The sequence below is a fragment of the Rothia sp. 18CD1-1 genome (assembly GCF_055285355.1).
The window spans coordinates 68,411-91,592 of sequence record NZ_JBUZLI010000004.1; the positions used below are offsets into that span (position 1 = coordinate 68,411).

Genomic DNA, 23,182 nt, shown 5'->3' on the forward strand with positions numbered 1-23,182 from the left:
CAGGCGGAGACGATACCGGAACACTAGGATTTGAGGAGGAACCATGCTTAACCGTGACCCCTACGGGGACCTACCCCGGCTCCCTCTTTTCACACTGACCTCGGAGGACATCAAAGACGGGGAGGAAGCCCCCGACTGGATGCTCTCGGCCCTCATGGGCATCAGGGAAGGGGCAGACACTAACCCGCAACTTTCCTGGAGCGGCTTCCCCGCAGAGACAAAATCTTTTGTGGTGACCTGCTACGACCCCGACGCCCCCACCCCCAGCGGTTTCTGGCACTGGTGCCTCTCCAACATACCGGCAGATGTTCACTCGATTGACCGGGCCGCAGCCGCCACCGCACAGGGTACCCGGCATAAAAACGATGCCGGCACGGATTCTTACGTCGGCATTGCGCCACCGGCCGGGGACGGCAGGCACCGCTATATTTTCTGCGTGACAGCGGTGGATACCGAGACGCTTGATGTCGATGAGTCAGCATCTGCTGCCGTGGTGAATTTTAATCTGTTTTTTCACGGTATCGCCCGAGCCTTCCTCACCGTTACCCACGAAGAAAAATAGCCACGACCGCCGGCGACCGGCTCCTATGAGACTTGTGTTACCTTCCCCGTGCTTACTTTGAAGTAAGTCAGGTAGGAGAGTCTATAATTCTTGGGCAACAAAAAGAAACAAACATAGGGAGACTCGAAGATGACTACCGCACCCCAGAAAGTTGTAGAAGACTACTTTCAGGCCCTGGCAGAGGGACGAATCCCCGACGTCATGGCTGCCTTCGATACCGACATTGTGTGGAACCAGCCCGGCGACAACCGCTTCTCGGGTATTCACCGGGGCCCCGATGCTGTGGGGGCCATGATTGGTCGGATGATGGAAGTCAGTCAGGGCACTTTTAAGCTAGAAGTTACTGGCCCCCTTATGGTTAACGGTGACATTGTTGCCGTGCCCGTCCACTTCTTCGGCCAGCGTGACGGTCTGGCCCTGGACCAGGACGGTATTGACCTGATGACCGTCCGAGAAGGCAAGGTTGTTGCCGTTCACCTCTTCTCCAGTAACCCCGCCCAGGAAGACGCTTTCTGGGGTCAGGAATAATCTCCGGAGCCTCAACGGCACCACGAACCCGGTGGAGGTCTCAGCGCCCTGCCGGGTTTTTTCTATACCTGGGTGGGCCCGGGGCAACTAGAATAGAAGCATGATTAAACTGATTGCCAGCGATCTTGACGGCACGCTGCTGGGGTCTGATTTCAGGTTTAGCCCCCGCACGCTTGCTGCTCTACAGTTGGCGGCAGAGGCCGGGATGGAGATTGTGTTTGTTACCGGCCGCCCACAGCGCTGGTTGGGCCCGCTGCAGGAACAGCTTGGGCATGATTCCTACGCGATCTGTTCGAACGGGGCGGTGCTCTACCATATGGGAACGGGCGAGGTGGAGGCGGTTAACCTCACCGATATGTCCGATGTTGCCGCCGTACATCCCGTGCTTGAGCGGGAGTTTCCGGGCGCGAGTTTTACCCTGGAGACTCTCGACACCGTCTACCTGCAAGGCTCCTACGAGCCGGGGCCGGTGTTGGAGGGGATCCGAATCGTTGAGGGCGCCTACGATGAGGTATTGACCGGTGGCGAGGGTGTCGTGAAATACCTGATGCTTCTTGAAGGGGCGGACCCCGATGAGCTGTATGAGCGAACTCGCAGTCTGGTTGGTGGGCGCCTTTCGGTAACCATGGGTATCCGCGGGGTTCCGCTGGTGGAGATGGCCAAAAAAGACGCCCACAAAGGTTCTATGCTGGCGCAGTTCGCCGCCCGACGGGGGATTGACGCTGGGCAGGTGATAGCTTTTGGAGACATGCTCAACGATCTTGAGATGCTGCGGTGGGCCGGTGTCGGATACGCGATGGCTTCTGGGTCCCCGCGGCTCATCAGTGAGGTGGGGCGGGTGTGCCCGGCCTTTGAAGAGGACGGTGCCGCGCAGGTGATCGAGCGGCTTGTGCAACAGCAGGGGCGGGTGCGCACATGAGAAAGACCGCGCTTGCTGTGAGCCCCAGAAACCAAAAATAATCCCCGGACCGCTAGCTACTAAAGAAGAGAAAATCCCCATGAGATCCCCACAGTTTGAGCCCTACGCCCACCGCGGGCTTTCTCTTGACCACCCCGAAAATACCCTGGAAGCTTTTGCCGCCGCAGCGGAGACCGGGGTGCACTGGATAGAAACCGATGTACGGGCCAGCCGTGACGGCCTGGTGGTGGTCTTTCACGATGCCACCCTCAACCGGGTGGCCGGCAGGAGCGGGCTGGTGAGCGGACTCAGCGGTAGCGAGCTCCAAAGCCTTCCCCTCTCCGGCGGGACCAGGGTGCCCTCGCTTCGTGAGGTGCTTGAACGTTTTCATCATCTTCACTTCAATATCGATATTAAAGATGAGGGCTCAGCAGAACACCTGCCCGCGGTGATCGCGGCGTGCCGGGCAGCTGGGCGGGTGCGGGTGGCGTCGTTTTCCCACCGCCGTCGGCGGCGCGCGGTGCGGAGGCTGCGGCGACTGCTACCGGGGCAGACGATCAGCAGCGGGGCGTCCCAGCTCGACATGTACGTGTTTTACACTATTGCCCACACATTTCCTTTTCTGTGGCCCTGTGCCGCACGGGTGCTCAGGTGCGTGAGCGCGGACTTTGATTCCATGCAGATTCCGCGCCGGTACCGCATACTCGGTATGGACCTCCCTGTGCTCACCGGCCGCCTGCTGCGGGTGGCCCACCGGTTTGGGCTAACGGTGCAGGTGTGGACCATTGACGACCCTCACGAGATGAGAGAGCTCCTCGAGATGGGGGTGGACGGCATAGTCAGCAACCGGGTAGACCTTTTACGCGAAATCTTGTCCTAATCGTTACCCTATTCCCAGTTGCTTCAACGGCTGCCCCCATTTTCTGTATAGCTTGACCGTGTTAACTGTTAAACAGATGGTTCGTGAGGGCCCTGCTGAAAAGCAAAATATATGTGTGTGTGACCGGTGGTCGAGCAGATGCTCGGCCACCGGTTTTTAACGCTCGGTGTCGGATCAGGATGACCTGTATTCCTAGCCGGTGTACAGGGAATTCTAATTGCCCCTCTAGGTGGCTTTGGTTAGATATAAACAGTGGTTCGAAAGATCCTCTTGCTGAGAAGCAAATGTGTGTGTGAATAGAAGCCGGTGGCCGCGTTATTGGTTAACGCGGCCACCGGCTTTAAACTCTCCCTACTTAAAGGCTTCCGCCACTGTGGCTGTGCCCGGGGTTGAGCGGCTGGAGCGGGTCCGGTGCTGATCCGCGTGTGCGGGCGATAAAAGCCATGAGGTGGTAGACCACCAGTGTGGCGGCGGTACCCAGGGCGATACCTGCAAACTGAAGATCGCCTATATCCCAGGTGTAGTCGGCAATACCGATAATCAGTGCCACCGACGCCGTGGTGAGGTTAACCTGGTTCGAAAAATCTACGCGGTTCTCCACCCAGATACGAACCCCCAGCATACCGATCATCCCGTAGAGCACTGTTGCCGCACCACCCAGCACCCCGGCAGGAACGGTCGAAACGGCCGCACCAAAAACCGGGAAGATAGACAGGAGAAGAGCGACAGCGGCTGCCACCCAGTAGGCGGCAGTAGAGTAGACCTTGGTTGCGGCCATGACACCGATGTTCTCGGCGTAGGTGGTGGTGCCCGAGCCCCCACCGGTACCGGCAACCGCGGTGGCAAGACCGTCGGCCATAATCGCCCGCCCCGAATACGAGTCAAGATTCTCACCGGTCATGAGAGCCACGGATTTAACGTGCCCAATATTCTCGGCAACAAGCACCAGGATCACCGGGATAAAAAGCCCGGCAAGGTTCCAGTGGAACTCGGGATGCTGAAAATGCGGTAGGCCGATCAGGCCCTCTGCCTCCCAGGTGGCCTGCACGGTAGAAAAATCGACCTCCCCGCGCACCACGGCCGTCAGGTAACCAATCACCACCCCCAGAAGAATGGAGAGCCTGCCGACCATTCCCCTAAAAAGTACCGAGATCAGGATGATAGACCCCAGCGTGACCAGGGCGGTTACCGGCGCCTGCATAAAATTGTCTTTGGCACTCGGTGCCAGATTAAAACCAATGAGCGCCACGATAGCGCCGGTCACCAGCGGCGGCATAAGCTTGGTGAGCCAATCGGTACCGGCAACCTGCACAACCAGGCCCACGAGAAACAGCGAAAAACCCGCCATCACAATACCGCCCAGAGCACCTGCCGGGCCGTGCTGGTTTGTGGCTGCCGCCAGCGGCGCAATAAAAGCGAAAGAAGAACCCAGATAGGAGGGCACCCGGCCGGCGGTCATCAACAGAAAAAGAACGGTACCGATACCCGAAAAGAAAAGAGTGGTCGCCGGAGGGAAACCGGTCAACAGGGGCACCAGAAAAGTCGCACCAAACATAGCAACCACATGCTGGGCCCCAATACCGATAGTACGGCCCCAGCTCAACCGCTCCTGCGGGGCAACCACACCACCGGGCTCAATATCCCTACCATTACCGTGAAGTGTCCATGAGAGACCGAGCTTTCCACCCATATTTACCATTGTGCTCCTTGAGATGCGCCCCCAACCAACTCGTACATAAAAAACCCGGCGGGGACAGTGTGTGAACCTCTGCCATTCTACGCGGTGGGGAGGGGACGGGGCACAAAAATTATTAGGTGAGTTGGCACAGCTGGGTGACCGCCGGGATAAACGTATCATGTGTAGGTATGGGCGACCGATGGTAACCGTGAGATTCTTAATCCCCGCACGAGAGCACCCCAGGTAACGGGTGCGAGTTAAGATGAGGTTGAGTGATGGCTGCTCGTAGGGCTGCAAAATCTACTACTCCTGCCGAGTTGCGGGAGCTGATGTGGGAAGGCCGCTGGTTGTATTGTATACAAGCTAAAAGATCTGTGCAGATCATCGCAGCGCTTGTCAGAGCTGTCGCGAGGCACATCAACAAACCACCAGCGGGTATCTTTACAGGATATTTTGGGCTCTGAAGTGGTAGTATCTGATATTCTCGATGTTGAGACCATCCTGATTCGGCGATTAATCACTGAGAATACCTCGCTGATTAAGACGCGTAACTTTCTTACTCGCTACTGATTGGATAATTATGGGCTACATATTCCCTACAGTTGTAATTTCTATTTTTATATTATTAGTAGCTTACTACACATTAATGATATTTTTACTCGCGCCACAGTACCTAACGATTGAGTGTATTCGGAATGAGGTGGATGATGTCATCTACAAGAGATTCATGCAAAGATACGGTGATAATAACTTAAATATATCTGCTGGAAATTTCTGTCGTTTAATTGAGCTGCCGACGGGGGTGTCTGATAGATTTTTATTTCCGAGGAAATTTATAGATAATTGTTGTAAAATTTTTAGTAAAGATTTAACTGAGGAAGGTGAAGCAAGGAATAAAGCTAGTGATATCTGCAGACTGACCCTCGATAAAGAAGGACTATTTACGGGTAATTTTTTAGATGAAGATATTCGGTCTGTTAGAAAAGCGATCTTGATTCTTAGAATAAAACTGCTATTCTTTGGAATTATATTCTTTGTAAAAGATGTATTTCTTAGAGTTTTGGATATATGGGGCAGATATGTTACTCTCACTGCTGTAATTTTTGTAGCTTTAAGTTTTGTACAATGGGTTGTTCTTCAACCTGAAGGAAAAAATATTAACCAACTTGTAGAAGGTACAATTGGAAATCTCTCAGCAGGGGTACTCATATCGCTGATGGTAGCCACTCTTCTTGAAATGGGTAGAGTTATTTTTTCATTTAAAAAATATAAGTGGATGGTAATTCTTGGATCTCTTATAGTTATTACTATTCTATCTAACGCTATAGAGTATGGCCTGATTGATTATGTGTACAATTTCCTAGTGGTTTTGGTTGAGAGTCTGGAGCCCTGGAGGAAAGGATTTATTATCGTTGCTATAGTTGAATTAATTTTAATTTATTTTATTTTTCGAATTAGAATTTTTAAATTATACTCCGTTGGCAGAATTGCTGCACTTGCATGCCTGGCTTTACTGGCAATCCCCTCCCCGGTATATTTAAAATTTCTTTCTGAGGAACTTGGACCTCCAGCCTGCGTCCTTGGAATTTTCACTACCATTTCTCTAGCAGAGTCTGTTGACAGACTCTTTTGTTACCTTGAGAATATAAAATTTATTAAGAAATATAAGAGTATTGAAATAAATAAAGGGGAGTCAATTTCTGGCTATCATGAAAGCTTTGTCATCTTTATTTTTTCGCTAGCAAATATATTTATTGCTGTCGTTTCTATCCTTATTACCTATAGAAATCTAGAATATTATTTATTACTCTCTTTGCCGATATCACTAGCATATTTTATGCGGTTATATGTTAAATTAATGTCTAAAGCCACTGTTATGGATCATGTGAAAAACATTGGTGTTCCGGTTAGGGAGGGATCGTATAGAAACTATGAAAATTTTAGAGAAATTCTTTCTCAAAAATATCTTCAATATTCATTCGAGGATGGCGTGGTATCTTGGTAGTTTTGTTTTATAATATACTTGGAAGATTATTTAAAATAAGTGAGGAATGAATGTATGAATGATTTCAAAGAAATTATCGAAGGTTTGACGGGTAACGTTCTGGCCAATCTTATAGCTGCAGCTATTACGACGGTCTTAGCCCTCATATTTGGATGGCGGGGCAAAGAAGGTAGTGCTGCCCAAAATATTAAAAACTCTGGTGGTCAGCGCATCCATGTCGGTACCAATCAGGGTACAATTATTGGCCAGCAGAAAATTACCAACAGTGTCAACACAAAGACCATAAATAACTATGGAAATCAGCGCAGTAGCAGTCAGTCAGATGATGAAACGATTCTATTTGTGATTCTTACGGTTATCGGCTTCGGGGCACTTCTCATGGTCGCGAAATTTATTTTACCTGTCATCACCACTTTACCCCTTTATCTCGGTGGGACTGCTGTCTTTATAGTCGGTCTGTTCCTCTACAGGCGCCGCTTCCACTACACCACTGCAGCCCTGCGTAAAGCAGTGCTCGCAAGTATCGGTCTGGTCGCCACTAGCATTGCGGCCTTCTGTACTATGTATCAGGCCCAGAACCTGGATAACCCCTACTCTCTGCTAGCTGTCTCAGAGAAGGCTGTGAGAGCATCTGGTAACGATAAAATTCTGACCGGAGCTATCCCTCGCTTCCTTCATCTAACAATTAATAATGACCAGAAATATATTTTCGCTTTTCTACTGTCCACATTTGCCATTATCATTTGCTGGCTTATCTGCGTCTACTATTTCAAAATAGTTCTGGGCTCCCTGCTCTTTCCCGCTAGTAGTAACGGCAAAGTCTTCAATGAAACCTTGAGTTCTCTCAACGCTGACTTTGTGGAAAGCCGCTACCGGGGCATGATCCTCGCTCTGATTGCTGCAAACCTCATGGTCTGGCTGACTGCTCCCGGTAGTTTTGAGCAGCTTTTAGGTTGGGTTGATGTCTGGTATGCCTGGATGGTAAGGATTTTTGACGGTCTATAGGTGGATAGTAGCCTTGCTGTAGTATAGCTCTTCCTGCAAATGTTGGCATGTGAGAGCAGGTTCTGATCTTACCTCTGCCCTGAGTGGGCAACCTGGCTTCTTGTGTCTTAGGAATAAAGCTAAAACCCAAGGGAAAATTTGAAGTTATTGGGCTGGATGTTAGCTATAGATACAAGAAGTCCTCATGTGACTGGCTGGTTCTAGGTTCAGAATTCAGCCAAACGAAGCTGGCTGTGCGATCATAAGCGTGAGGGACTACGTTATCGATACTGTATATGTCTCAAGAAGCAAGATCTATCCCAGAAACGTTGTCAATGTAGCATATCTCTAAACAGCGACTTAAACCCTACATGAAGCATAGCTATAACAGTCAACAAGTTGTTGCCCTCTTGCACGAACTAGATCAACGGCTGTCAGCTGAAATTTTCTACGAGATTGAGATTCTCTACCTGTTGACCCGCGCAAGGAAAGTACGGAAATAAATACGAAGCTCAAAGGACGAATACTGCTGCGCCAATGTTTCGAACATGGTCTAATCTCTTTGATAAGGATGGGACAAATGGTCATCCAACTCCTCGCGATAGGGTCGATCATGATCTTATCTGGACAGAGCTAGCGCTGAGGTCAGTTTTTCCAGGTGCTCAAAAAATAGCTGGTCGATTAGGAGCAAAGCTTGATCGTGACTGGGTGTACCGTCAGATCAAAGAGGTTCATGTGTTGGGATTTTAGTTCTCGCATTCGGTCAACCGAAATATAGCCCCCGGGTAGATCGGTGTCAGGGTTGAGGGTGGGGACCCCAAAAAATTTCTCTTGTAAGGGTTGGGTGGGGCTGATAGGATACTTCGGATCTCTACACCTGAAGAGGTTATCTGTGCTGTGGGCGCGGGTTCACGGCGATCATACGAAAGCGACAAGGAGAGTACACCATGGCAGGAAACAAGGAGCTCATCCTCACCTACCTCGAAACAGTGTTTAATGAGAAGAACCTGGAGAAAGCAGAAACTTTCTGGGCCGGTGACATGATTCAGCACAATCCCACCATGCCCAACGGTCTAGATGTGCTGCGTGGCTTTATCACTGACCCCTCCAACGAAATTTCCTATGAGCCGGGTATTTTCATGGAGGAGGGTGATATTGCTGCTATCCACGGTCGCTACTCCAACTGGGGTGGCAAGACCATGATCGCGGTCGACTATTTCCGTGTTGTCGACGGCAAGATCGTTGAACACTGGGACGTTATGCAGGAAGAAGTGCCTGCTGCTGAAGCCGTCAACGGCAACAGCATGTTCCCCATCACATAGGGGTATATAAACCGGCAGGGACTCGGTCCCCACCCGGCCGATCAGGTGTACCGGGCAAAGCCCGGTGGACTGGACTAAAGAACAGACTCCCCACCGGTCGTCGACAGGGTAGAGTGCAAAGAATCTACCAGACCCCGGAGCACCCTCCAACATGGGGGCTTATGTCTTAGCATTTGTACCGTGTAAAACGGGCTAAATATGTGAAGCTGTGAGATAGATACTATCGACAGGGGCGGGGATACCGCGTATCCTTAGAGAGTCCTCACCGCATATACCAAGGGCCGATACGTGACCATAGTTCTTGCGCTTTTTCTGCTTGTGTCCGCTGTGACCCCCTGGCTTTACCGCCGTATGGGCTTCTCTGTTTTCTACCTGCTAGCGGCTGTTCCCGCGGCGGTGCTGGTGCTGGTCCTCAGCAAGACCCGGGATATCCTCGGCGGTGATCCTTGGACGGAGAGCTACCGGTGGATCCCGCAGCTGAACATGGATATCACCTTCCGCATGGACACCCTCTCCTGGATCATGAGCCTGCTGGTGCTGGGGGTGGGGTCCCTGGTCCTCTTCTACTGTGCCGACTATTTTCGGCACAGCACCGGCGATACCGGCCCCTTCGCCGCCTACCTCTTCGGGTTTGCCGGGGCCATGTTCGGCCTGGTCACCGCCGACGACTTCATACTCATGTTCATCTTCTGGGAGATCACCACCATCCTCTCCTACCTGCTCATCGGCTACTCCCGCCAGCGTCTCTCCGCCCGCCGCGCCGCCTCACAGGCGCTCACTGTCACCACCGCCGGCGGCCTGGCCATGCTGGTGGGGATCGTGATGCTGGGTCAAACCCTGGGCACCTACAGCCTCACCGAACTGGTTCACAATGGCCCCGACCTGGTGACCGCCGCCCTCACCGGGGAGGGCCCCATGAGCGCGATGATGCTCTCCACCTCCCTGGTACTCATCCTCTGCGGGGCACTGAGCAAATCGGCTATCTTCCCGCTCCACTTCTGGCTACCCGGGGCAATGGCGGCCCCCACCCCGGTATCCGCCTACCTGCACGCGGCGGCCATGGTCAAAGCCGGCATCTACATACTGTTACGCCTGGCACCCGGCTACGGCCAAGCCCCCGCCTGGCACAACACCCTGGTCATCTTTGGCGCCTTCACCATGCTCTTCGGTGGCTGGGTGGCCCTCAAACAAACCGACCTCAAACTCATTCTGGCCTACGGCACCGTCAGCCAGCTGGGTTTCCTCACCCTGGTCATCTCCGGCGGCAGCACCAACGCCATCTACGCGGCAACCGCTCTCATGGTCGCCCACAGCCTCTTTAAAGCCGCCCTCTTTCTCACCGTGGGAATCATCGACCACCAGGCAGGCACCCGCGACATTCATAAACTCTCGGGAATCTATCGCCGTGCCCCCAAGCTCTTCACCGTGGCCGTTATCTCGGCGGCGTCCATGGCGGGAATACCCCCGCTTGCCGGCTTTGTTGCCAAAGAAGCGGTGCTCGAAACCTACCTGGAACACAGCACCGGCTGGCAGGGTGCGGTCACCCTGCTAGCAATCATCGCCGGCTCCGTGCTCACCTTCGCCTACAGTGCCCGCTTTATCTGGGGAGGATTCGCCACCAAACCCTACAGCTATATCAGCGGTGATGTGCGCTTCTGCGCAGATTCTCGCGGCCATGTTCTGGTAGACGGTAGCGGCCGGGTGAGGGTGGACCGAAAAAGCCTGGCCCTCAACCGGGCCGGAGTGCCCATGAGCCCGGATACCGACTTCCACCCGGTGCGCATGAGCTTCCTCGCAGCTCCCGCCATCCTCACTCTGCTCACCCTCATCTACGGTATTTTCCCCGAGTCGGTACACCTGTTCATCGTCCCCATGATGGCTATATTCGCCGAAGGGGCCGATCGGCTAGAACTGCACCTGGCGCTCTGGCACGGGATCACCCCGGCCCTGACCATCTCGCTGGTCATTATGGCGGCGGGCACCCTCCTCTTCATCTTCCGCAAACAGATCGAAGAACTTCAGCAGGTGCTGCCGGCAACCCGCCCCGCATCCCTGGTCTACCGGGATGTCATGGATGCACTCGACCGCCTGGCCGTGTGGGTCACCGGTGTGACCCAGCGGGGTTCCCTGGGATTCTACCTGGGCATCATTCTGGTTACCGCGGTGGTGGTCCCCACCGCGGCCCTGGTCATTAACGAAACCCCGCCCCTCGCCAATCTGCGCGTTTCTGAGTCCCCGGCCCAGTGGGCCATCGTGATTGTCATGATTGTGGCGGCTAGCGTGGTGGTTTTCTCCCGTAAACGATTCCTTGCCATCCTCATGGTCTCGGTCACCGGGTACGGCATGACAGTCCTTTTCGCCCTGCGCAGCGCCCCGGACCTGGCCACCACACAGATGCTGGTAGAAACTATTGTGCTGGTCTCCTTTGTGCTGGCCATGCGGGTACTACCGCGAAAAATTCCCGATATCCGCGCCAGAGACGGCAAAGACGGAGCCCGCAAAACCCTGCGTGTCATTATCGCTCTGGGCTTTGCCGGACTCATGATGGCCCTGGCCATGTTCACCTTCTCCTCGCGCGAGCTCACACCCATATCCATCGACATGCCGCGGCTAGCCTACGAAATCGGGCACGGCTACAACGTGGTTAACGTGATCCTGGTAGATATGCGTGGCTGGGACACCTTCGGTGAAATCTCGGTGCTCGCCCTGGCCGCCACCGGTGTGGCCTCCCTGCTCTTTATCGAGGGCCGCGGTGACCGCAGCCGGGAAAAACTGGATACCAGCGTCATGCGTAAAATTGAGCAGTCCTTTGCTCAGCGCACCCACATCTCTATGCAGCAGAAAGTCGCCGGCCGCTTCTCCTCGGTAGAGCGTGACCCCTTTATCATCGCCGGCCGCACCCTACCACCGGAGGCCCGCTCTATCCTGCTCGAGGTCATGACCCGCCTCCTCTTCCACGCCCTGATCATGATCTCGCTCTACATGCTTGTGGCCGGGCACAACCTTCCCGGCGGCGGATTTGCCGGGGGGCTCATGGTGGGGCTGGCTTTCACCGTACGCTACCTGGCCGGCGGTGGAGCCGAGCTGAGAGCGGCCATACCCATCTCGGCCGGTGCGTTTCTGGGCCTGGGGCTGGGTATTGCCGCGCTCTACGCTCTCACCCCGGCCCTGTGGGGAGACCCCATATTCTCCAGCTATGTGCTCGACTTCCACCTGCCGGTCTTCGGAGACATTCACTTTGTCACGGCAACCATCTTCGATATCGGTGTCTACCTGCTGGTGATCGGCCTTGTTCTAGACATCCTGCGCAGCCTGGGCGAGCGCATCGATGAAAAACTCATCGCCGAACGCAGAAAAAAGGACAGAAAGGCCCGTAAAAAAGCACGAAAGGTTGCACAGTGATCATAGACCTCAGCCTGATCCTGGTGATGGGTGTGCTCTACGCCGTGGGTGTTTATCTTGTTCTCGACCGCTCCATGACGCGAGTCCTCTTGGGCCTTATGCTCATGACTAACGCCACCAATATCCTGATCCTGCACGCCGGCGGTCCCGCGGGGCTGGCCCCCTTCTTTAGCCCAGATACAGATGCTCGGGACTACTCAGACCCGCTACCGCAGGCCCTGATTCTCACCGCCATAGTGATCTCCTGCGCGGTCACAGCCCTGCTACTGGGTATCATCTACCGCAGCTGGCTGCTCTCCCGCGCCGACGAAATCACCGACGATGCCGAAGATATCAGGGTCGCTGAACAGGACTCCTACGACCCTGAAGAAGATACCGCCGCAGAGGTTGACCCCTCAGAGTTCGATGCAGACGAGGAAACCCGCGAGAAAACCTACACCGAGCACGAAGAGAAAAAGAAAAGCGGCCATACCCGGTCCATGCCCCGCATAGAGCGCACCGAGAAGAGAGACTAGCCCCGTGGAGATTACCCAGCTTGCTCCCCTGAGCATTATCATCCTGTTTCTTGCCGCAGCGCTAACCTTTATTTCAAAAAGAGACGCGGCCCAGCGGCTGATCGCTTTCGTGGCGGTCATCGCGGTGCTGGTCTTTGAGATCATGATGCTGTTCTCGGTCTGGGACAGCCAGCCGCAAACCGTTTTCTTGGCGGGCTGGGATGCACCTTTTGCCATCACCATGGTGGTCGATCAGCTGTCAGCGCTCATGCTGGTGGTCTCCTCGGTGATCTCGCTGGCGGTTCTCATTTTTGCTACCGGCCAGCACCTTGAAGACGAAGACGATGAGGTGCCTATCTCGGTTTTTTACCCCACCTACCTGCTATTGCTGGCCGGGGTGTCGAACGCCTTTCTTGCCGGTGACCTCTTTAACCTCTACGTGGGTTTCGAGATCCTGCTGATGGCCTCCTACGTGCTGATCACCATGAACGCCAATACCCCGCGTATCAGGGCGGGTGTGACCTACGTGGTGGTGTCGGTGGTTTCCTCCATGCTGTTCTTGACGGCGATCGGCTTTGTCTACGCCTCGGTGGGTACCATCAACATGGCAGACCTCTCGCTGAAATTGGGCACCCTACCGGTGGGTACCCAGATGCAGCTGCACCTTATGCTGCTGATCGCCTTCGGTATTAAGGCGGCGGTCTTCCCGCTCTCGCTCTGGCTACCGGACTCTTACCCCACCGCACCGGCGCCGGTGACCGCGGTGTTTGCCGGCCTGCTCACCAAGGTGGGTGTCTATGCCATTATCCGCACCGAAACCCTGCTCTTTCCCGGTGGACAGCTCTCCACCCTGCTGGGTGTGGTTGCCGCTCTCACCCTGCTGGTGGGTATCATGGGTGCGCTCGCCCAGGGTGATATTAAGCGTCTGCTCTCCTTTATTCTGATCAGCCATATCGGCTATATGATCTGGGGTATCTCGCTCAACAATAAGCTGGGGCTGACCACCGTGGTCTTCTACATAGCCCACCACATTGTGATTCAGACCGGGCTCTTTATGGTGGTTGGCCTGATCGAGCGGCGGGCGGGTTCCACCAGCGTGCTCAGGCTGGGGGGCCTGGTCAAGATTGCCCCGGTGCTGGCACTGCTCTACTTTATCCCCGCGATCAACCTGGGCGGTATCCCGCCTTTCTCGGGCTTTATCGGAAAAGTCGGTTTTCTGGAGGCATCGGTGGAGAACGGTGGGGCGCTGGCCTATATCAACGCCGGTGTGGGTGTGTTCGTGTCGCTGCTGACCCTGCTGGCGCTCACCCGCGTCTGGAACAGGGTGTTCTGGCGGCCGGCAAAACAGGCCGAACGACCCACCGACGAACTGGTGATGGCCGAGCATTCCGAGGACCCGGCCCACTACGAATCCAAGGTCATTCCGCGCTCTATGATGGGATCAACGGTGGGCCTGGTGCTGGTGGGTGTGCTGATCACCGTGGGGGCCGGCCCCCTCTTTGACCTTGCGGAGCGGGCGTCAGACAACCTGGTCAACCCCGATGCCTACATCGAGTCGGTGTTTGGCGAGCAGGCACCGGACCGCGCAGAGTATATTGAACACGCGACGGCGGGGGAGAGCTCGCAGGAGGGTGAGGAATGAGATTTGTGAAGAGTTCCACCGAGGATTTTCTGCACTCGATACCCCCGACACTCTGGCTGATTTTTGTCTGGTGTGCCCTCTGGCAGGATTTTTCGGTACCCAATATTGCTTTCGGTGCCCTGCTGGCGGTGCTGGTACTCACCGTCTTTAGGCTGCCCACTCTCTATCTTTCGAACCGTTTCAATATTTTTTATGCGGCAAAATTCCTGGTAATTTTTGTCTGGAATATTGTGGTGGCAAGTTTTCAGGTGTTTTGGCTGGCGCTCACCTTTCGCCCGCCGCTACGAAACTCGATTGTGGCGGTGCAGCTACGCACCCATTCTGACCTCCTACTGACGGCGGTATCCCACACGATGTCGCTGATACCCGGCTCCGTGGTGGTTGAGGTGGACCGTTCGCTCTCGGTGCTCTATTTCCATGTGCTGGACGCTTCTACTGACCGGGAGATAGAGAAGTTTATTGAGACGGTGAGCTATTTTGAGGCGCTCATTATTAAAGCGGTGGGGAGCCGCCAAGAATACCGGGCTCTCTTGCGTGACGAAGAGCTAGAGAAATTGTTAGATACGGAGGACCCGGCATGATAACCCTTGTGTGGGTGAGCGGAATTATCCTAACCCTGGCAACCTGGGGTGCCGTATACCGTATCTGGCAGGGCCCGGCTCTCCTTGACCGGGTGCTGGCCAGCGACGTGCTGCTCTCCATCGTGACGGCGGCCCTCTGCGTGCTCATGATCGTCACCAACTCGCAGTACTACATTATTCTGCTGGTGGTGATTGCAACCGTGGGTTTTATCGGGTCTGTGACGGTGGCACGCTTTGCCGATAATTCTAAGGCCGACGAAAAATCCTCGAAGAGTAGGGCTTCCGGTGCGCGCGGTAAGCGCCGCCGCAAGAAAACCGCGGGTGCGGGGAAGGAGAAACCGTGAATACAGATATCCTGTTGACCGCTCTCACCGCCTTTTGCATGATTCTGGGATCGCTGATGTCCCTGGGTGCGGCTATCGGCCTGGTGCGTTTTCCCGACCTGCTGACCCGTCTTCATGCGGGTACCAAACCGCAGGTGCTTGGCCTTATGCTCATGCTTACCGCCGTGGGGCTACACTTTAGAAGCTGGGCGCTGGTACCGGTGCTGCTGGTGATTCTACTGCTGCAAATGCTCACCATTCCGATTTCCGGGCACATGATGGCGCGCTCGGGATACCGTAACAAGCACTTTCACAAGGACGACCTGCGCCACGACGATCTGCGCACCCTGATAGACGAACTCGACAGCTAGCTATTTTAAGAGTCTTTGCGCGGCGGTGTCGAGAAGCATACCCAGGGCGCCGATCACCAGGATAACCACCAGCATTTCGTCGTAGGCGAGGCGGTCGCGGGCGTTGAGAATTTCGTAGCCGAGCCCCGATGAGACCCCTAGCATTTCGGCGGGGACAATGATTACCCAGGCTATCCCCAGGGCCAGCCGTACCCCAGCGAGGACGGGGGCCTTGAGGCTGGGAACAACGACGCTGGTGAAGGTTTCGGCCGGGCTGGCGCCCAGGGTTTTTGCCACGTGCAGGTGCTGTTTGTTGAGTGTCCGCACCCCGGAGACCGTGCTGAGCACGATCGGCCATACCGCGGCCACGGCTACCAGAAAGATGACCGGTGCTGAGCCTATCCCGAAGAGGGCAAGTGCGAGCGGCGCCCAGGAGAGGGGTGAGACCATGCGCAAAAACTGTATCGGCGGGTTGGAGATGCGCTCGATGGTCTGTGAGAAACCGAGGGCAAGGCCCAGCGGGATTCCGACCAGGGTGGCTATGGTGAGGCCGGCGAGCAGCCGCCACAGGCTCACCCCGATGTCCGCTGTGAGCACGCCCCGATCAAGTAGCCGGAGAGCAGCCGGGGGAATGTTTTCGGGGGACATGGAGGCGATCAGGGTGCTGTCGGTGGCTGCGTGGGTGAAGCACCACCAGAGGGTGATAGAGAAGGCTACTCCCAGGGCCCCGAGCAGTGTCGGGTGCATTTTTTCGGTGCGGTTGCGTCTCCTGCGGTAACTCATGCGTTTTCTCTGTCGGGGTCGCTGTCAATTTTTTCTTCTCTGGTGAGGCCCTTTTCGCCAAATATAGATATTCCTCCGATGGCATTTATTGCGGAGGTGACCAGGGTGTCGTGGACCAGCTCGGTGTGTACCGTGGCCGGGTCGAGACCCTCTACGGCGGTGGATGGCGCATCGACCAGGGTGCCGCGCATGCTCTCCACCAGCTGCTGCGTGTAGCTGGGATAGGGGTAGGGCTGAAACTGCAAGAGTTGGCCTCCCCAATCGGGGTGACGCACGATAGTGCGGTGGTCGTCGAGGTGGTCGGTGAGAGCCCGGGCTACGGCCCGGGGCTCCTGAGGGAGGTAGCCCCGGGATAGGAGGGCCGCGGTTTCCTGCCGGTTTTCGCGGGCAAAAACCTGTGCCTCCACCAGGGCGTTGACAAAGCCCTGTGCCTCCCCGTGCCGAGTATTGATGAGGGAGGAATCCATCATGGTCACACAGCAGGCGTGGTCGCGCCACACGTCGCCCATGAAACGGTGAACCCGCCCCCTACCCAGGAGGTGGGCGGCGGCGTTGAAGGGGTCGGCGACGGTAAAACCGGCTATGGTCCCCTGGGCGAGAGCTGGGATCATGTCTGCCGGGGCCATGACTGTCAGGGCTACCTCGCCGGCCGAGGGGTCGGGTCTTTTCCGGATCACCGGGGTGAGCCCGGCCTGACGCAGAATTTTTTGGAGCAGAATGTTGTGAACTGAGAACCAGGCGGGAACTGCCACGGCTGTACCGGCCAGCTGGCGGGTCTCAGCGATACCGGGGGCGACGGTTAGCGCCGACCCGTTGACGTGGTTCCAGGCGACCACCTTCCCGGTTGCCCCCAGGCTGTATTTGAGGTGGACGGCCATCGGCATGAGCAGGTGAATAACATCAACCGTGCCCGCAAGGAATGCCTCGGTGAGCGAGGACCAGGAGCGAAAGAGGAGGGGTGGCGAAACCCGCACCCCGTGTTTGTCGTAGAGGCCACGGGCATGGGCGACCAGTAGCGGTGCGGAATCGGTGATGGGCAGGTAGCCGACGGTGATATTTTTTCCCTGCCTACCGCCGCCGTCTGCCTTTCCAGCTGCGGACCGCCCCAGGGCGTGCGCACCCCAGAGGGAGGCACCGGCTGATGCCGCGCCTCCGGCGGATAGCACGGCGCGGCGGGAGGGCCTGACCCTAGACATCGGAAGGTGCCTTTCTGCGGTGTGAGCCCTGCCGAGTACCCGAGCGGCTACCTCGGTAGTGGTCGAGAATCTCCGCCGCGGTCACCGGCTCGGTAGACGGGGACCAGAAGCGGGTGAAACCCCGCCGGGCTTCAAAAAAGCCGATCCTGTCTCCCAGGGCGATCGCTTCGGGGATATCGTGGGACACCGTGAGCACGGTGAGGTGAAGATCGCTGATAAGATCGCGTAACCACCCTTGGAGCTCTTCTCTGGTGGCCGGGTCGAGGGCGGAGAATGGCTCGTCGAGTAAAAGAAGGGAAGGCCGGATTGCCAGCGCCCGCCCGATGGAGACCCGCTGTGCCTGTCCTCCGGATATTTCGCTAATCCGCCGGTTTTCTAGGCCGGTCAGGCCCAACCTGGCGATGAGACGATCAACGCGATAACCGTTTGCTCTGCCGGCGTTGGCCCTGTAACGGGTCCCCAGCTCAATGTTTTGTCGCACTGACAACCAGGGGAAGAGCGCCGCCTCCTGAAAAACAACCGCAAGTCTGCCGGTGCAGGTGACCGTTCCCGAATCGAGTTCCTCGAGCCCGGCAATGGCACGGAGCAGGGTGGACTTGCCCGAGCCCGTGTGCCCCAGGACCACCAGGGATTCACCGGTGGGCAGCTCAAGGTTGACATCCTCGAGGATAGCCTCGGTTGCGCCGGGATATATTTTGCGGGCCGCACGAACGCTCAGTGCCGGGCTAGCCACGGGTTTTGCTCAGCTCGTAGCGCAGGTGCCCCTCGGTCGGTGACTGCACGGGCAGAAACTGTGACTCGCGCAGGCGGCGGCCGGCCGGTGAAGACGCGGAGTAGGCCCGGCCGCCCACGGTGGAGAGCTCGAGTTTGGTGGCGGCGGTGGCCAGGTGGGACACATCAAGACGCAGCTGTAACAGGCGGGTGCGCTCGGCCTCCCCGGGGTCCTCGGCAAGGTCAACAAGCTCGCTGCGGAGGCGCTCGTAGTCGTCCTCCAGCTGCCCAAATTCTGCGGTGAAAACCCCGCCGGAGGTGTTCAGATGTTCGGAGGCACCGGCTAGAGCTGCCGCGGCAAGACCCAGGCAGAAAGAGGACTGGAGGGTGAGGAAGGGAGCGGTAACCCGCGCCAGAAAACCGGGTAGGTTGGTGGTCAGAATATCTTCTTGGGGCACAAATACACTGTTAAAGGTACTGAAACCCGATTCAGTGGCATTAAGTGCTAGAAGCCCCTTCTGGTAGGTGACCGTGAACCCGTCGGCCCCCACTCGCGTCTGCACCACAGCGCTGCCGGGCCCGTCGGTGCCGGCATCGTCGATGCGCACCGGCAGGACCACCACGCCGCCGGGGTAGAGGTTGGAGGCCCAGGAAACGGTGCCGTTGAGCTGGAGCCCGCCCTCAACACGGCGGGCGTGCACCCCGAGTTTCCCCACCCCGGATGCCTCTTTGAAGGCGGCCGCCATAGCGGTGGTGCCGGACACCTCACCGCTGGCCAGGCCCTCGGGAAGCTCACGGTTGACCGCGTCGAAGAAGGCGATAACGCTGCGGTGCGCCCACAGGGAGAAGGCGGTGGTGGCGCATTCGGTGGCCAGGTCAAAAGCAACGGCCGCCTGCGGTAGCAGCGACCCCTGCCGGCCCAGGGTGAGCAGGTTACCGGTGGCGGCCAGTTCCCGCAGGGTGGTAAAGGGGGAGCGCCGATCGGCGTCGACCAGGGGAGCGTGCTCGCGGGCGAGGGCGAGCACCTGCTGGCGCTGGGGGTAGCGATAAAGCGGGGTGATAGTGAAGGAGGTCATGGCTTGTCTTCCTAGGCTAGTCAGATAGATTGTGCCCGAGGGCGGAGGGTAGAAGAAAACGCCGCCCTGAACAGTATCGGGAAATAACGAGGTGTCAGCGGCGGCGTTTTCTGCGCGGGTGAGTGCGTCTGAGGGAACCGGATAGCCCTATGCGTTCTGGTTCAGTTTGAAGATACGGTCAATCGGGGTATTGACCGCTTCGCGTGCCCGGTATAGGGCATCTTCGTCGGGGGCGTCGTAGAAGCAGAGGCATTTGGCGGTGTCTTCGCGAACATAGGTCCGCAGGAAGGACACTTCGGGGACCTTGGCGTAGTTGGGCGCATTCTGTTTTTTGCGGGCCAGGTAGGTGTCCATGGTGATCTCGGCGGGGATATCCCACTCGATCAGGTATTCGGCGTTTTTCTTGAGCTTCTTGATGTCGTCGAGGTCGGCACCGACCAGCCGAACCTCGTCGGGGCCGTCGAGTCCGGCGAGGTCGCGAAAAGTGTTTTTGTAGGAGTCCGCGAACACGGCGGGGTTGTCCGCCTCAAGGATAGCGTAGATCGTCTCGAAGTCCGAGGTAACCTGGGTTTCGATCACCTCTGCATCGAGCCCTGTAAGTGCCCGGTGGGCCGCACTGATAATTGAGGTTGCGGTTTCTTGAGAAGCCTCACCCTTGGGTTTGAATTCTACGAGGTAGAGAGCCATGATCATTCCTTATTCTCGATGGTCGCGTGCGCAACCGGTAGCTTTCACACAAGAGAATCTACGCGGAAAAATGGGCGGAATCTAGTCGCCGTCACACGCCGTTAAATTACGTAACTTTTCGAAAAATTACGTAAAGAATCGTAAAGAACCGGCGGCTGACTAGGATTTATCTGCTCTCTCGCACCCGCGCACCGGCCAGCCGCCGGTCCAGCTCACGCTCAAAACGCTGCTGCAGGGTGAACTTGGCGGCGGGGCAGCCCCGGCAGGCCCCGTCGAGGTACACCCAGACCGTTCCCCCAGAAATTTGTGTAATTTCAATTTTTCCGCCGTGGGCGCCGGCCAGCGGGCGCACGTAGCGCTCAAGCACCTGCGGGGCTATGTCGTGTAGGGCAGTGTCGAGGCTTTCGTCACCGGTGGCCTCCCCGGCTTCACCGGCGCACTGTAGGGTGGCCACCGTATCCTCCACGGCCCGCCGTACCTGCCCGGCTATCCGGCGCCAATCCTCCCGTTTCTGCGCCTGGGTATAGATGGCGCCGCTGGAACCGGTCACGCGGGCGAGCACCCCGGCGGTGAGCAGGTGCGCCAGCGGGGAGGAAGGGTGCTCTGCGGCGCGGGCAAGATCCCTCGGGTAGCTGGTCACTACCCAGTTGATACCGGCCGGATGATCGGTCAGCTCGGGGTGAAGCAGCACCCTGGTGGGATCGCCACCCTGGACTGTCGGCTTCTCACCCGAACAGCTACACGACGAACGAAACAATCCAGCGCGCAATGAAAGCACCTAGCCAGGCGAGAACGAACATATAACCCAGGGTAAGCGCGGGCCACCGCCAAGAATTGGTTTCCCGCCACATCACCGCCAGTGTTGAGGCACACTGCATGGCAAAGGCGTAGAAAACCAGAAGAGCCACGATGGTGGGGGCGGTAAAGACCGGCTCACCCTCGTGTTGGCCGCTGGTGTAGGTCATCTGGGCCAGGGCATCGCCGGGGTCTTCCGCGTCCTCGGCCGCGACCACCTGACCCATCGTCGATACGAAGACCTCTCTGGCCGCAAAAGACCCGATCAGACCCACGTCAATACGCCAGTCAAAACCCAGCGGTGCAAAAACGGGCTCAACCGCTTTACCGATACCTGCCGCGTAAGAGTGGTCGAGCACGTAGGCGCTCGCTTCTGCCTCATCCATGCCCTCGGTGGCCTCTGTCTGGGCGGGAAAACTCATGAGGGCCCACAGCACGGTGGTTGCCAGCAGAATAATGGTTCCGGCTTTGCGGATAAACATCCATACGGGAGTCCACACCGTACGGGCCAGCGCCCGCGGAGAGGGCCAGCGGTAGGGCGGCATTTCCAGGTAGAAGGGGAGAGTGCCCTTGCGGAGGATGGTCGATTTGAAGAGTGCGGCCACGGCCATGGTGGCTAGGCCACCCAGCAGGTAGAGAGCGAACAGAATCGCGCCCTGGCTCGTAAAGGGCCCCAGACGGGAATCGGAGGGGACCAGAAGCGAAATCAGCATGACATAGATGGGAAGACGGGCCGAACAGGTCATGAGCGGTGCCGAAATAATGGTGGCAATACGGTCGCGGGAAGAGGGCATGGTACGGGTGGCCATAATCCCCGGAACCGCGCAGGCCAGCGAAGAAAGCATAGCCACGAAGGCGCGGCCGTCCAGTCCCGAGACCGCCATGACCCGGTCCATGAGAAAGGCGGCCCGGGACATGTAGCCTACGGCCTCAAGGATAGAAATCAGGAGGTAGAGCAGAAGAATCTGCGGGGTAAAAACCAGTACGCCGCCCACGCCGCCGATCAGCGCGGTCCCCACAAAATCGGCGACTACCGGGTGAGAAATGTTATCTGCGGCCAGCGTACCCAGGTCGCCGAAGATACCCTCTATCCAGTCTTGGATGGGGGTTGCTACGGTAAAGATCACCTGGAAGAAAAGAAACATGATGACCAGGAAGACCAGGCTCCCCCACAGGGGGTGCAGCAGCACCTTATCAATGCCCCGCGTGACCTGCCTGGGGCGAGGCGCCCGCCAGTCGGCTGCCTGAAGTACTGAGTCGATCCAGACCGACCGTTCGCCGGGGTCCTGCGGCGGCGCTATGAGCGGCACCGGCCAGCTGGTATGGGTGTCGAGGAGTTCGCGGACATCGCTCATGCCGCGCCCCCGGTGAGCCACCACCTCGACGACCGGTATGCCCAGGGCCTGGCTGAGTCGGGGCACATCCAGGTCTCCTCCGCCGGCGCGGAGTTCATCGACCATGGTGAGTACCATGGCGGTGGGCCGGCCCAGGGCTAGGGCTTGGGCGTGCAGGGCCAGTGAGCGGCGCAGGGTTGTGGAGTCTGCCACCAGTAGCAGGGCGCCGGGGGCTTCTTCGGAGTCGAGGGCGCCGCTGAGATGGTCAAGAACCACCTGTTCGTCGGGGCTGGCGGGGGTGAGCGAGTAGGTTCCGGGAAGGTCGGTGAGGTTGATATCGCCGCTGGGAAGTTTGACGGTGCCGCGGGAGCGGCTCACCGTCACACCGGGGTAGTTTCCGGTGTGGGCGGACAGGCCGGTGAGCCTGTTGAAGAGGGTCGATTTTCCGCAGTTGGGTGAGCCCACGAGTGCGACATCTGCGGCACCGGCTATCGCCCTGTCTTCGTCTTTAACGTGGCAGCTCATGCGCCGGTCTCCGCTGTTGGCTTGCCCAGCGTGGCGTGAATAAGTTTTGCCTGGTGGGCGCGTAGGCAGATGTCGGTGTCGCAGACCCGGAACATGATGGGCGAACCCAGGGGTGCTTTGCGGATACACTCAACCGGTACGCCCGCCCGAAAACCCAGGTCGTAGAGTCTCTGGGCGAGTTTTTCCTCGCAGGAGGGGTCTAGGCCGGTCACGGTATAGACCCCGCGGGCGCGGGATGCTGCTAGGGTTTCGGGGGCCGACGGTGATGGCGTCGGGCCGGCAGGAGACAGAACGGACACGGTATTCACCAGAATTCAGTACATTAAGGTTATATTTGTGCGTAACTTAGGTTCCCCTTAAATTCTGCCTTCTGGTGGGGGCCGGCGCAATAGAACTTGCCTGTGTGAAGCAAATTATTTTGGGGTG

The 23,182-nt window shown here is 57.2% G+C and carries 22 protein-coding genes; 13 read left to right on the top strand and 9 right to left on the bottom strand.

Translation table 11 applies throughout. The features are described from left to right. Positions 1-43: 43 nt before the first annotated feature. The 4 genes from ACS1BR_RS04570 (at position 44) to ACS1BR_RS04585 (ending at position 2,868) form a co-directional block, all read left to right on the top strand. The gene (locus tag ACS1BR_RS04570; RefSeq protein ID WP_463560470.1) at positions 44-562 is read left to right on the top strand and encodes a YbhB/YbcL family Raf kinase inhibitor-like protein; all 519 of its coding nucleotides are present in this window, start codon (positions 44-46) and stop codon (positions 560-562) included. Positions 563-691: 129 nt separating this feature from the next. Further along, complete coding sequence (locus ACS1BR_RS04575) at positions 692-1,090, top strand: nuclear transport factor 2 family protein (protein ID WP_463560472.1); 399 nt, start codon at positions 692-694, stop codon at positions 1,088-1,090. Between the two features lie 100 nt (positions 1,091-1,190). After that, positions 1,191-2,009 carry an HAD-IIB family hydrolase gene (locus ACS1BR_RS04580; RefSeq protein ID WP_463560474.1) on the top strand — a complete coding sequence of 273 codons (819 nt, stop codon included), beginning with the start codon at positions 1,191-1,193 and terminating at the stop codon, positions 2,007-2,009. Positions 2,010-2,088: 79 nt separating this feature from the next. After that, positions 2,089-2,868 carry a glycerophosphodiester phosphodiesterase family protein gene (locus ACS1BR_RS04585; RefSeq protein WP_463560476.1) on the top strand — a complete coding sequence of 260 codons (780 nt, stop codon included), beginning with the start codon at positions 2,089-2,091 and terminating at the stop codon, positions 2,866-2,868. Between the two features lie 355 nt (positions 2,869-3,223). On the opposite strand, the gene ACS1BR_RS04590 is transcribed toward ACS1BR_RS04585, so the two are convergent. Further along, positions 3,224-4,567, bottom strand: a complete 1,344-nt coding sequence (locus ACS1BR_RS04590) for a uracil-xanthine permease family protein (protein WP_463560480.1) — start codon at positions 4,565-4,567, stop codon at positions 3,224-3,226. A gap of 679 nt (positions 4,568-5,246) precedes the next feature. Between ACS1BR_RS04590 and ACS1BR_RS04595 the strand changes: the two genes are divergently transcribed. From ACS1BR_RS04595 to mnhG, 9 genes are all read left to right on the top strand, one after another. Next, positions 5,247-6,551, top strand: a complete 1,305-nt coding sequence (locus ACS1BR_RS04595) for a hypothetical protein (protein ID WP_463560483.1) — start codon at positions 5,247-5,249, stop codon at positions 6,549-6,551. A gap of 54 nt (positions 6,552-6,605) precedes the next feature. Beyond that, a complete protein-coding gene (locus tag ACS1BR_RS04600; protein ID WP_463560485.1) occupies positions 6,606-7,556 on the top strand; it encodes a hypothetical protein in 951 nt (316 codons plus the stop codon). Positions 7,557-8,482: 926 nt separating this feature from the next. Continuing rightward, a complete protein-coding gene (locus ACS1BR_RS04605) occupies positions 8,483-8,857 on the top strand; it encodes a nuclear transport factor 2 family protein (RefSeq protein WP_463560488.1) in 375 nt (124 codons plus the stop codon). 288 nt (positions 8,858-9,145) lie between these two features. Next, the gene (locus tag ACS1BR_RS04610) at positions 9,146-12,259 is read left to right on the top strand and encodes a Na+/H+ antiporter subunit A (RefSeq protein WP_463560490.1); all 3,114 of its coding nucleotides are present in this window, start codon (positions 9,146-9,148) and stop codon (positions 12,257-12,259) included. Further along, positions 12,256-12,774: a Na(+)/H(+) antiporter subunit C gene (locus tag ACS1BR_RS04615; protein ID WP_463560492.1), complete on the top strand. Its 519-nt coding sequence runs from the start codon at positions 12,256-12,258 to the stop codon at positions 12,772-12,774. The genes ACS1BR_RS04610 and ACS1BR_RS04615 overlap by 4 nt, the downstream gene beginning before the upstream one ends. Positions 12,775-12,778: 4 nt before the next feature. Then, positions 12,779-14,395, top strand: a complete 1,617-nt coding sequence (locus tag ACS1BR_RS04620; RefSeq protein WP_463560494.1) for a Na+/H+ antiporter subunit D — start codon at positions 12,779-12,781, stop codon at positions 14,393-14,395. Continuing rightward, a complete protein-coding gene (locus tag ACS1BR_RS04625) occupies positions 14,392-14,976 on the top strand; it encodes a Na+/H+ antiporter subunit E (protein WP_463560497.1) in 585 nt (194 codons plus the stop codon). The genes ACS1BR_RS04620 and ACS1BR_RS04625 overlap by 4 nt, the downstream gene beginning before the upstream one ends. Beyond that, positions 14,973-15,320 carry a monovalent cation/H+ antiporter complex subunit F gene (locus tag ACS1BR_RS04630; protein ID WP_463560499.1) on the top strand — a complete coding sequence of 116 codons (348 nt, stop codon included), beginning with the start codon at positions 14,973-14,975 and terminating at the stop codon, positions 15,318-15,320. Before ACS1BR_RS04625 ends, ACS1BR_RS04630 begins: the two co-directional genes overlap by 4 nt. Continuing rightward, complete coding sequence (gene mnhG / locus ACS1BR_RS04635) at positions 15,317-15,670, top strand: monovalent cation/H(+) antiporter subunit G (RefSeq protein WP_463560501.1); 354 nt, start codon at positions 15,317-15,319, stop codon at positions 15,668-15,670. Before ACS1BR_RS04630 ends, mnhG begins: the two co-directional genes overlap by 4 nt. On the opposite strand, the gene ACS1BR_RS04640 is transcribed toward mnhG, so the two are convergent. From ACS1BR_RS04640 to ACS1BR_RS04675, 8 genes are all read right to left on the bottom strand, one after another. Continuing rightward, on the bottom strand, positions 15,671-16,432 hold the full coding sequence (locus ACS1BR_RS04640; RefSeq protein WP_463560503.1) for an ABC transporter permease: 762 nt from the start codon (positions 16,430-16,432) through the stop codon (positions 15,671-15,673). It lies immediately after the preceding gene. Beyond that, positions 16,429-17,628: an ABC transporter substrate-binding protein gene (locus ACS1BR_RS04645; protein ID WP_463560504.1), complete on the bottom strand. Its 1,200-nt coding sequence runs from the start codon at positions 17,626-17,628 to the stop codon at positions 16,429-16,431. The genes ACS1BR_RS04640 and ACS1BR_RS04645 overlap by 4 nt, the downstream gene beginning before the upstream one ends. Further along, positions 17,621-18,361, bottom strand: coding sequence for an ABC transporter ATP-binding protein (locus ACS1BR_RS04650; RefSeq protein WP_463560506.1), 741 nt, complete (start codon positions 18,359-18,361; stop codon positions 17,621-17,623). Before ACS1BR_RS04650 ends, ACS1BR_RS04645 begins: the two co-directional genes overlap by 8 nt. Beyond that, entirely contained in the window at positions 18,354-19,415 is a 1,062-nt protein-coding gene (locus tag ACS1BR_RS04655; protein WP_463560508.1) for an acyl-CoA dehydrogenase family protein, read from the bottom strand. Before ACS1BR_RS04655 ends, ACS1BR_RS04650 begins: the two co-directional genes overlap by 8 nt. 147 nt (positions 19,416-19,562) lie before the next feature. Continuing rightward, the gene (locus tag ACS1BR_RS04660; protein WP_463560509.1) at positions 19,563-20,102 is read right to left on the bottom strand and encodes a DUF4242 domain-containing protein; all 540 of its coding nucleotides are present in this window, start codon (positions 20,100-20,102) and stop codon (positions 19,563-19,565) included. Positions 20,103-20,268: 166 nt separating this feature from the next. After that, a complete protein-coding gene (locus ACS1BR_RS04665) occupies positions 20,269-20,871 on the bottom strand; it encodes a NifU family protein (protein ID WP_463560512.1) in 603 nt (200 codons plus the stop codon). Continuing rightward, positions 20,840-22,756, bottom strand: coding sequence for a ferrous iron transporter B (gene feoB / locus ACS1BR_RS04670; RefSeq protein ID WP_463560514.1), 1,917 nt, complete (start codon positions 22,754-22,756; stop codon positions 20,840-20,842). Before feoB ends, ACS1BR_RS04665 begins: the two co-directional genes overlap by 32 nt. After that, the gene (locus ACS1BR_RS04675; protein WP_463560516.1) at positions 22,753-23,055 is read right to left on the bottom strand and encodes a FeoA family protein; all 303 of its coding nucleotides are present in this window, start codon (positions 23,053-23,055) and stop codon (positions 22,753-22,755) included. The genes feoB and ACS1BR_RS04675 overlap by 4 nt, the downstream gene beginning before the upstream one ends. Positions 23,056-23,182 lie beyond the last annotated feature (127 nt).

What these genes read in the sequence shown, in the direction of transcription:
- ACS1BR_RS04590 (WP_463560480.1), bottom strand. Translation starts at nt 4,567, where the DNA reads ATGGTAAATATGGGTGGAAAGCTCGGTCTCTCATGGACACTTCACGGT.
- ACS1BR_RS04630 (WP_463560499.1), top strand. Translation starts at nt 14,973, where the DNA reads ATGATAACCCTTGTGTGGGTGAGCGGAATTATCCTAACCCTGGCAACC.
- ACS1BR_RS04580 (WP_463560474.1), top strand. Translation starts at nt 1,191, where the DNA reads ATGATTAAACTGATTGCCAGCGATCTTGACGGCACGCTGCTGGGGTCT.
- ACS1BR_RS04600 (WP_463560485.1), top strand. Translation starts at nt 6,606, where the DNA reads ATGAATGATTTCAAAGAAATTATCGAAGGTTTGACGGGTAACGTTCTG.
- ACS1BR_RS04645 (WP_463560504.1), bottom strand. Translation starts at nt 17,628, where the DNA reads ATGTCTAGGGTCAGGCCCTCCCGCCGCGCCGTGCTATCCGCCGGAGGC.
- ACS1BR_RS04625 (WP_463560497.1), top strand. Translation starts at nt 14,392, where the DNA reads ATGAGATTTGTGAAGAGTTCCACCGAGGATTTTCTGCACTCGATACCC.
- ACS1BR_RS04655 (WP_463560508.1), bottom strand. Translation starts at nt 19,415, where the DNA reads ATGACCTCCTTCACTATCACCCCGCTTTATCGCTACCCCCAGCGCCAG.
- feoB (WP_463560514.1), bottom strand. Translation starts at nt 22,756, where the DNA reads ATGAGCTGCCACGTTAAAGACGAAGACAGGGCGATAGCCGGTGCCGCA.
- ACS1BR_RS04585 (WP_463560476.1), top strand. Translation starts at nt 2,089, where the DNA reads ATGAGATCCCCACAGTTTGAGCCCTACGCCCACCGCGGGCTTTCTCTT.
- ACS1BR_RS04575 (WP_463560472.1), top strand. Translation starts at nt 692, where the DNA reads ATGACTACCGCACCCCAGAAAGTTGTAGAAGACTACTTTCAGGCCCTG.
- ACS1BR_RS04570 (WP_463560470.1), top strand. Translation starts at nt 44, where the DNA reads ATGCTTAACCGTGACCCCTACGGGGACCTACCCCGGCTCCCTCTTTTC.
- ACS1BR_RS04640 (WP_463560503.1), bottom strand. Translation starts at nt 16,432, where the DNA reads ATGAGTTACCGCAGGAGACGCAACCGCACCGAAAAAATGCACCCGACA.
- ACS1BR_RS04605 (WP_463560488.1), top strand. Translation starts at nt 8,483, where the DNA reads ATGGCAGGAAACAAGGAGCTCATCCTCACCTACCTCGAAACAGTGTTT.
- ACS1BR_RS04660 (WP_463560509.1), bottom strand. Translation starts at nt 20,102, where the DNA reads ATGGCTCTCTACCTCGTAGAATTCAAACCCAAGGGTGAGGCTTCTCAA.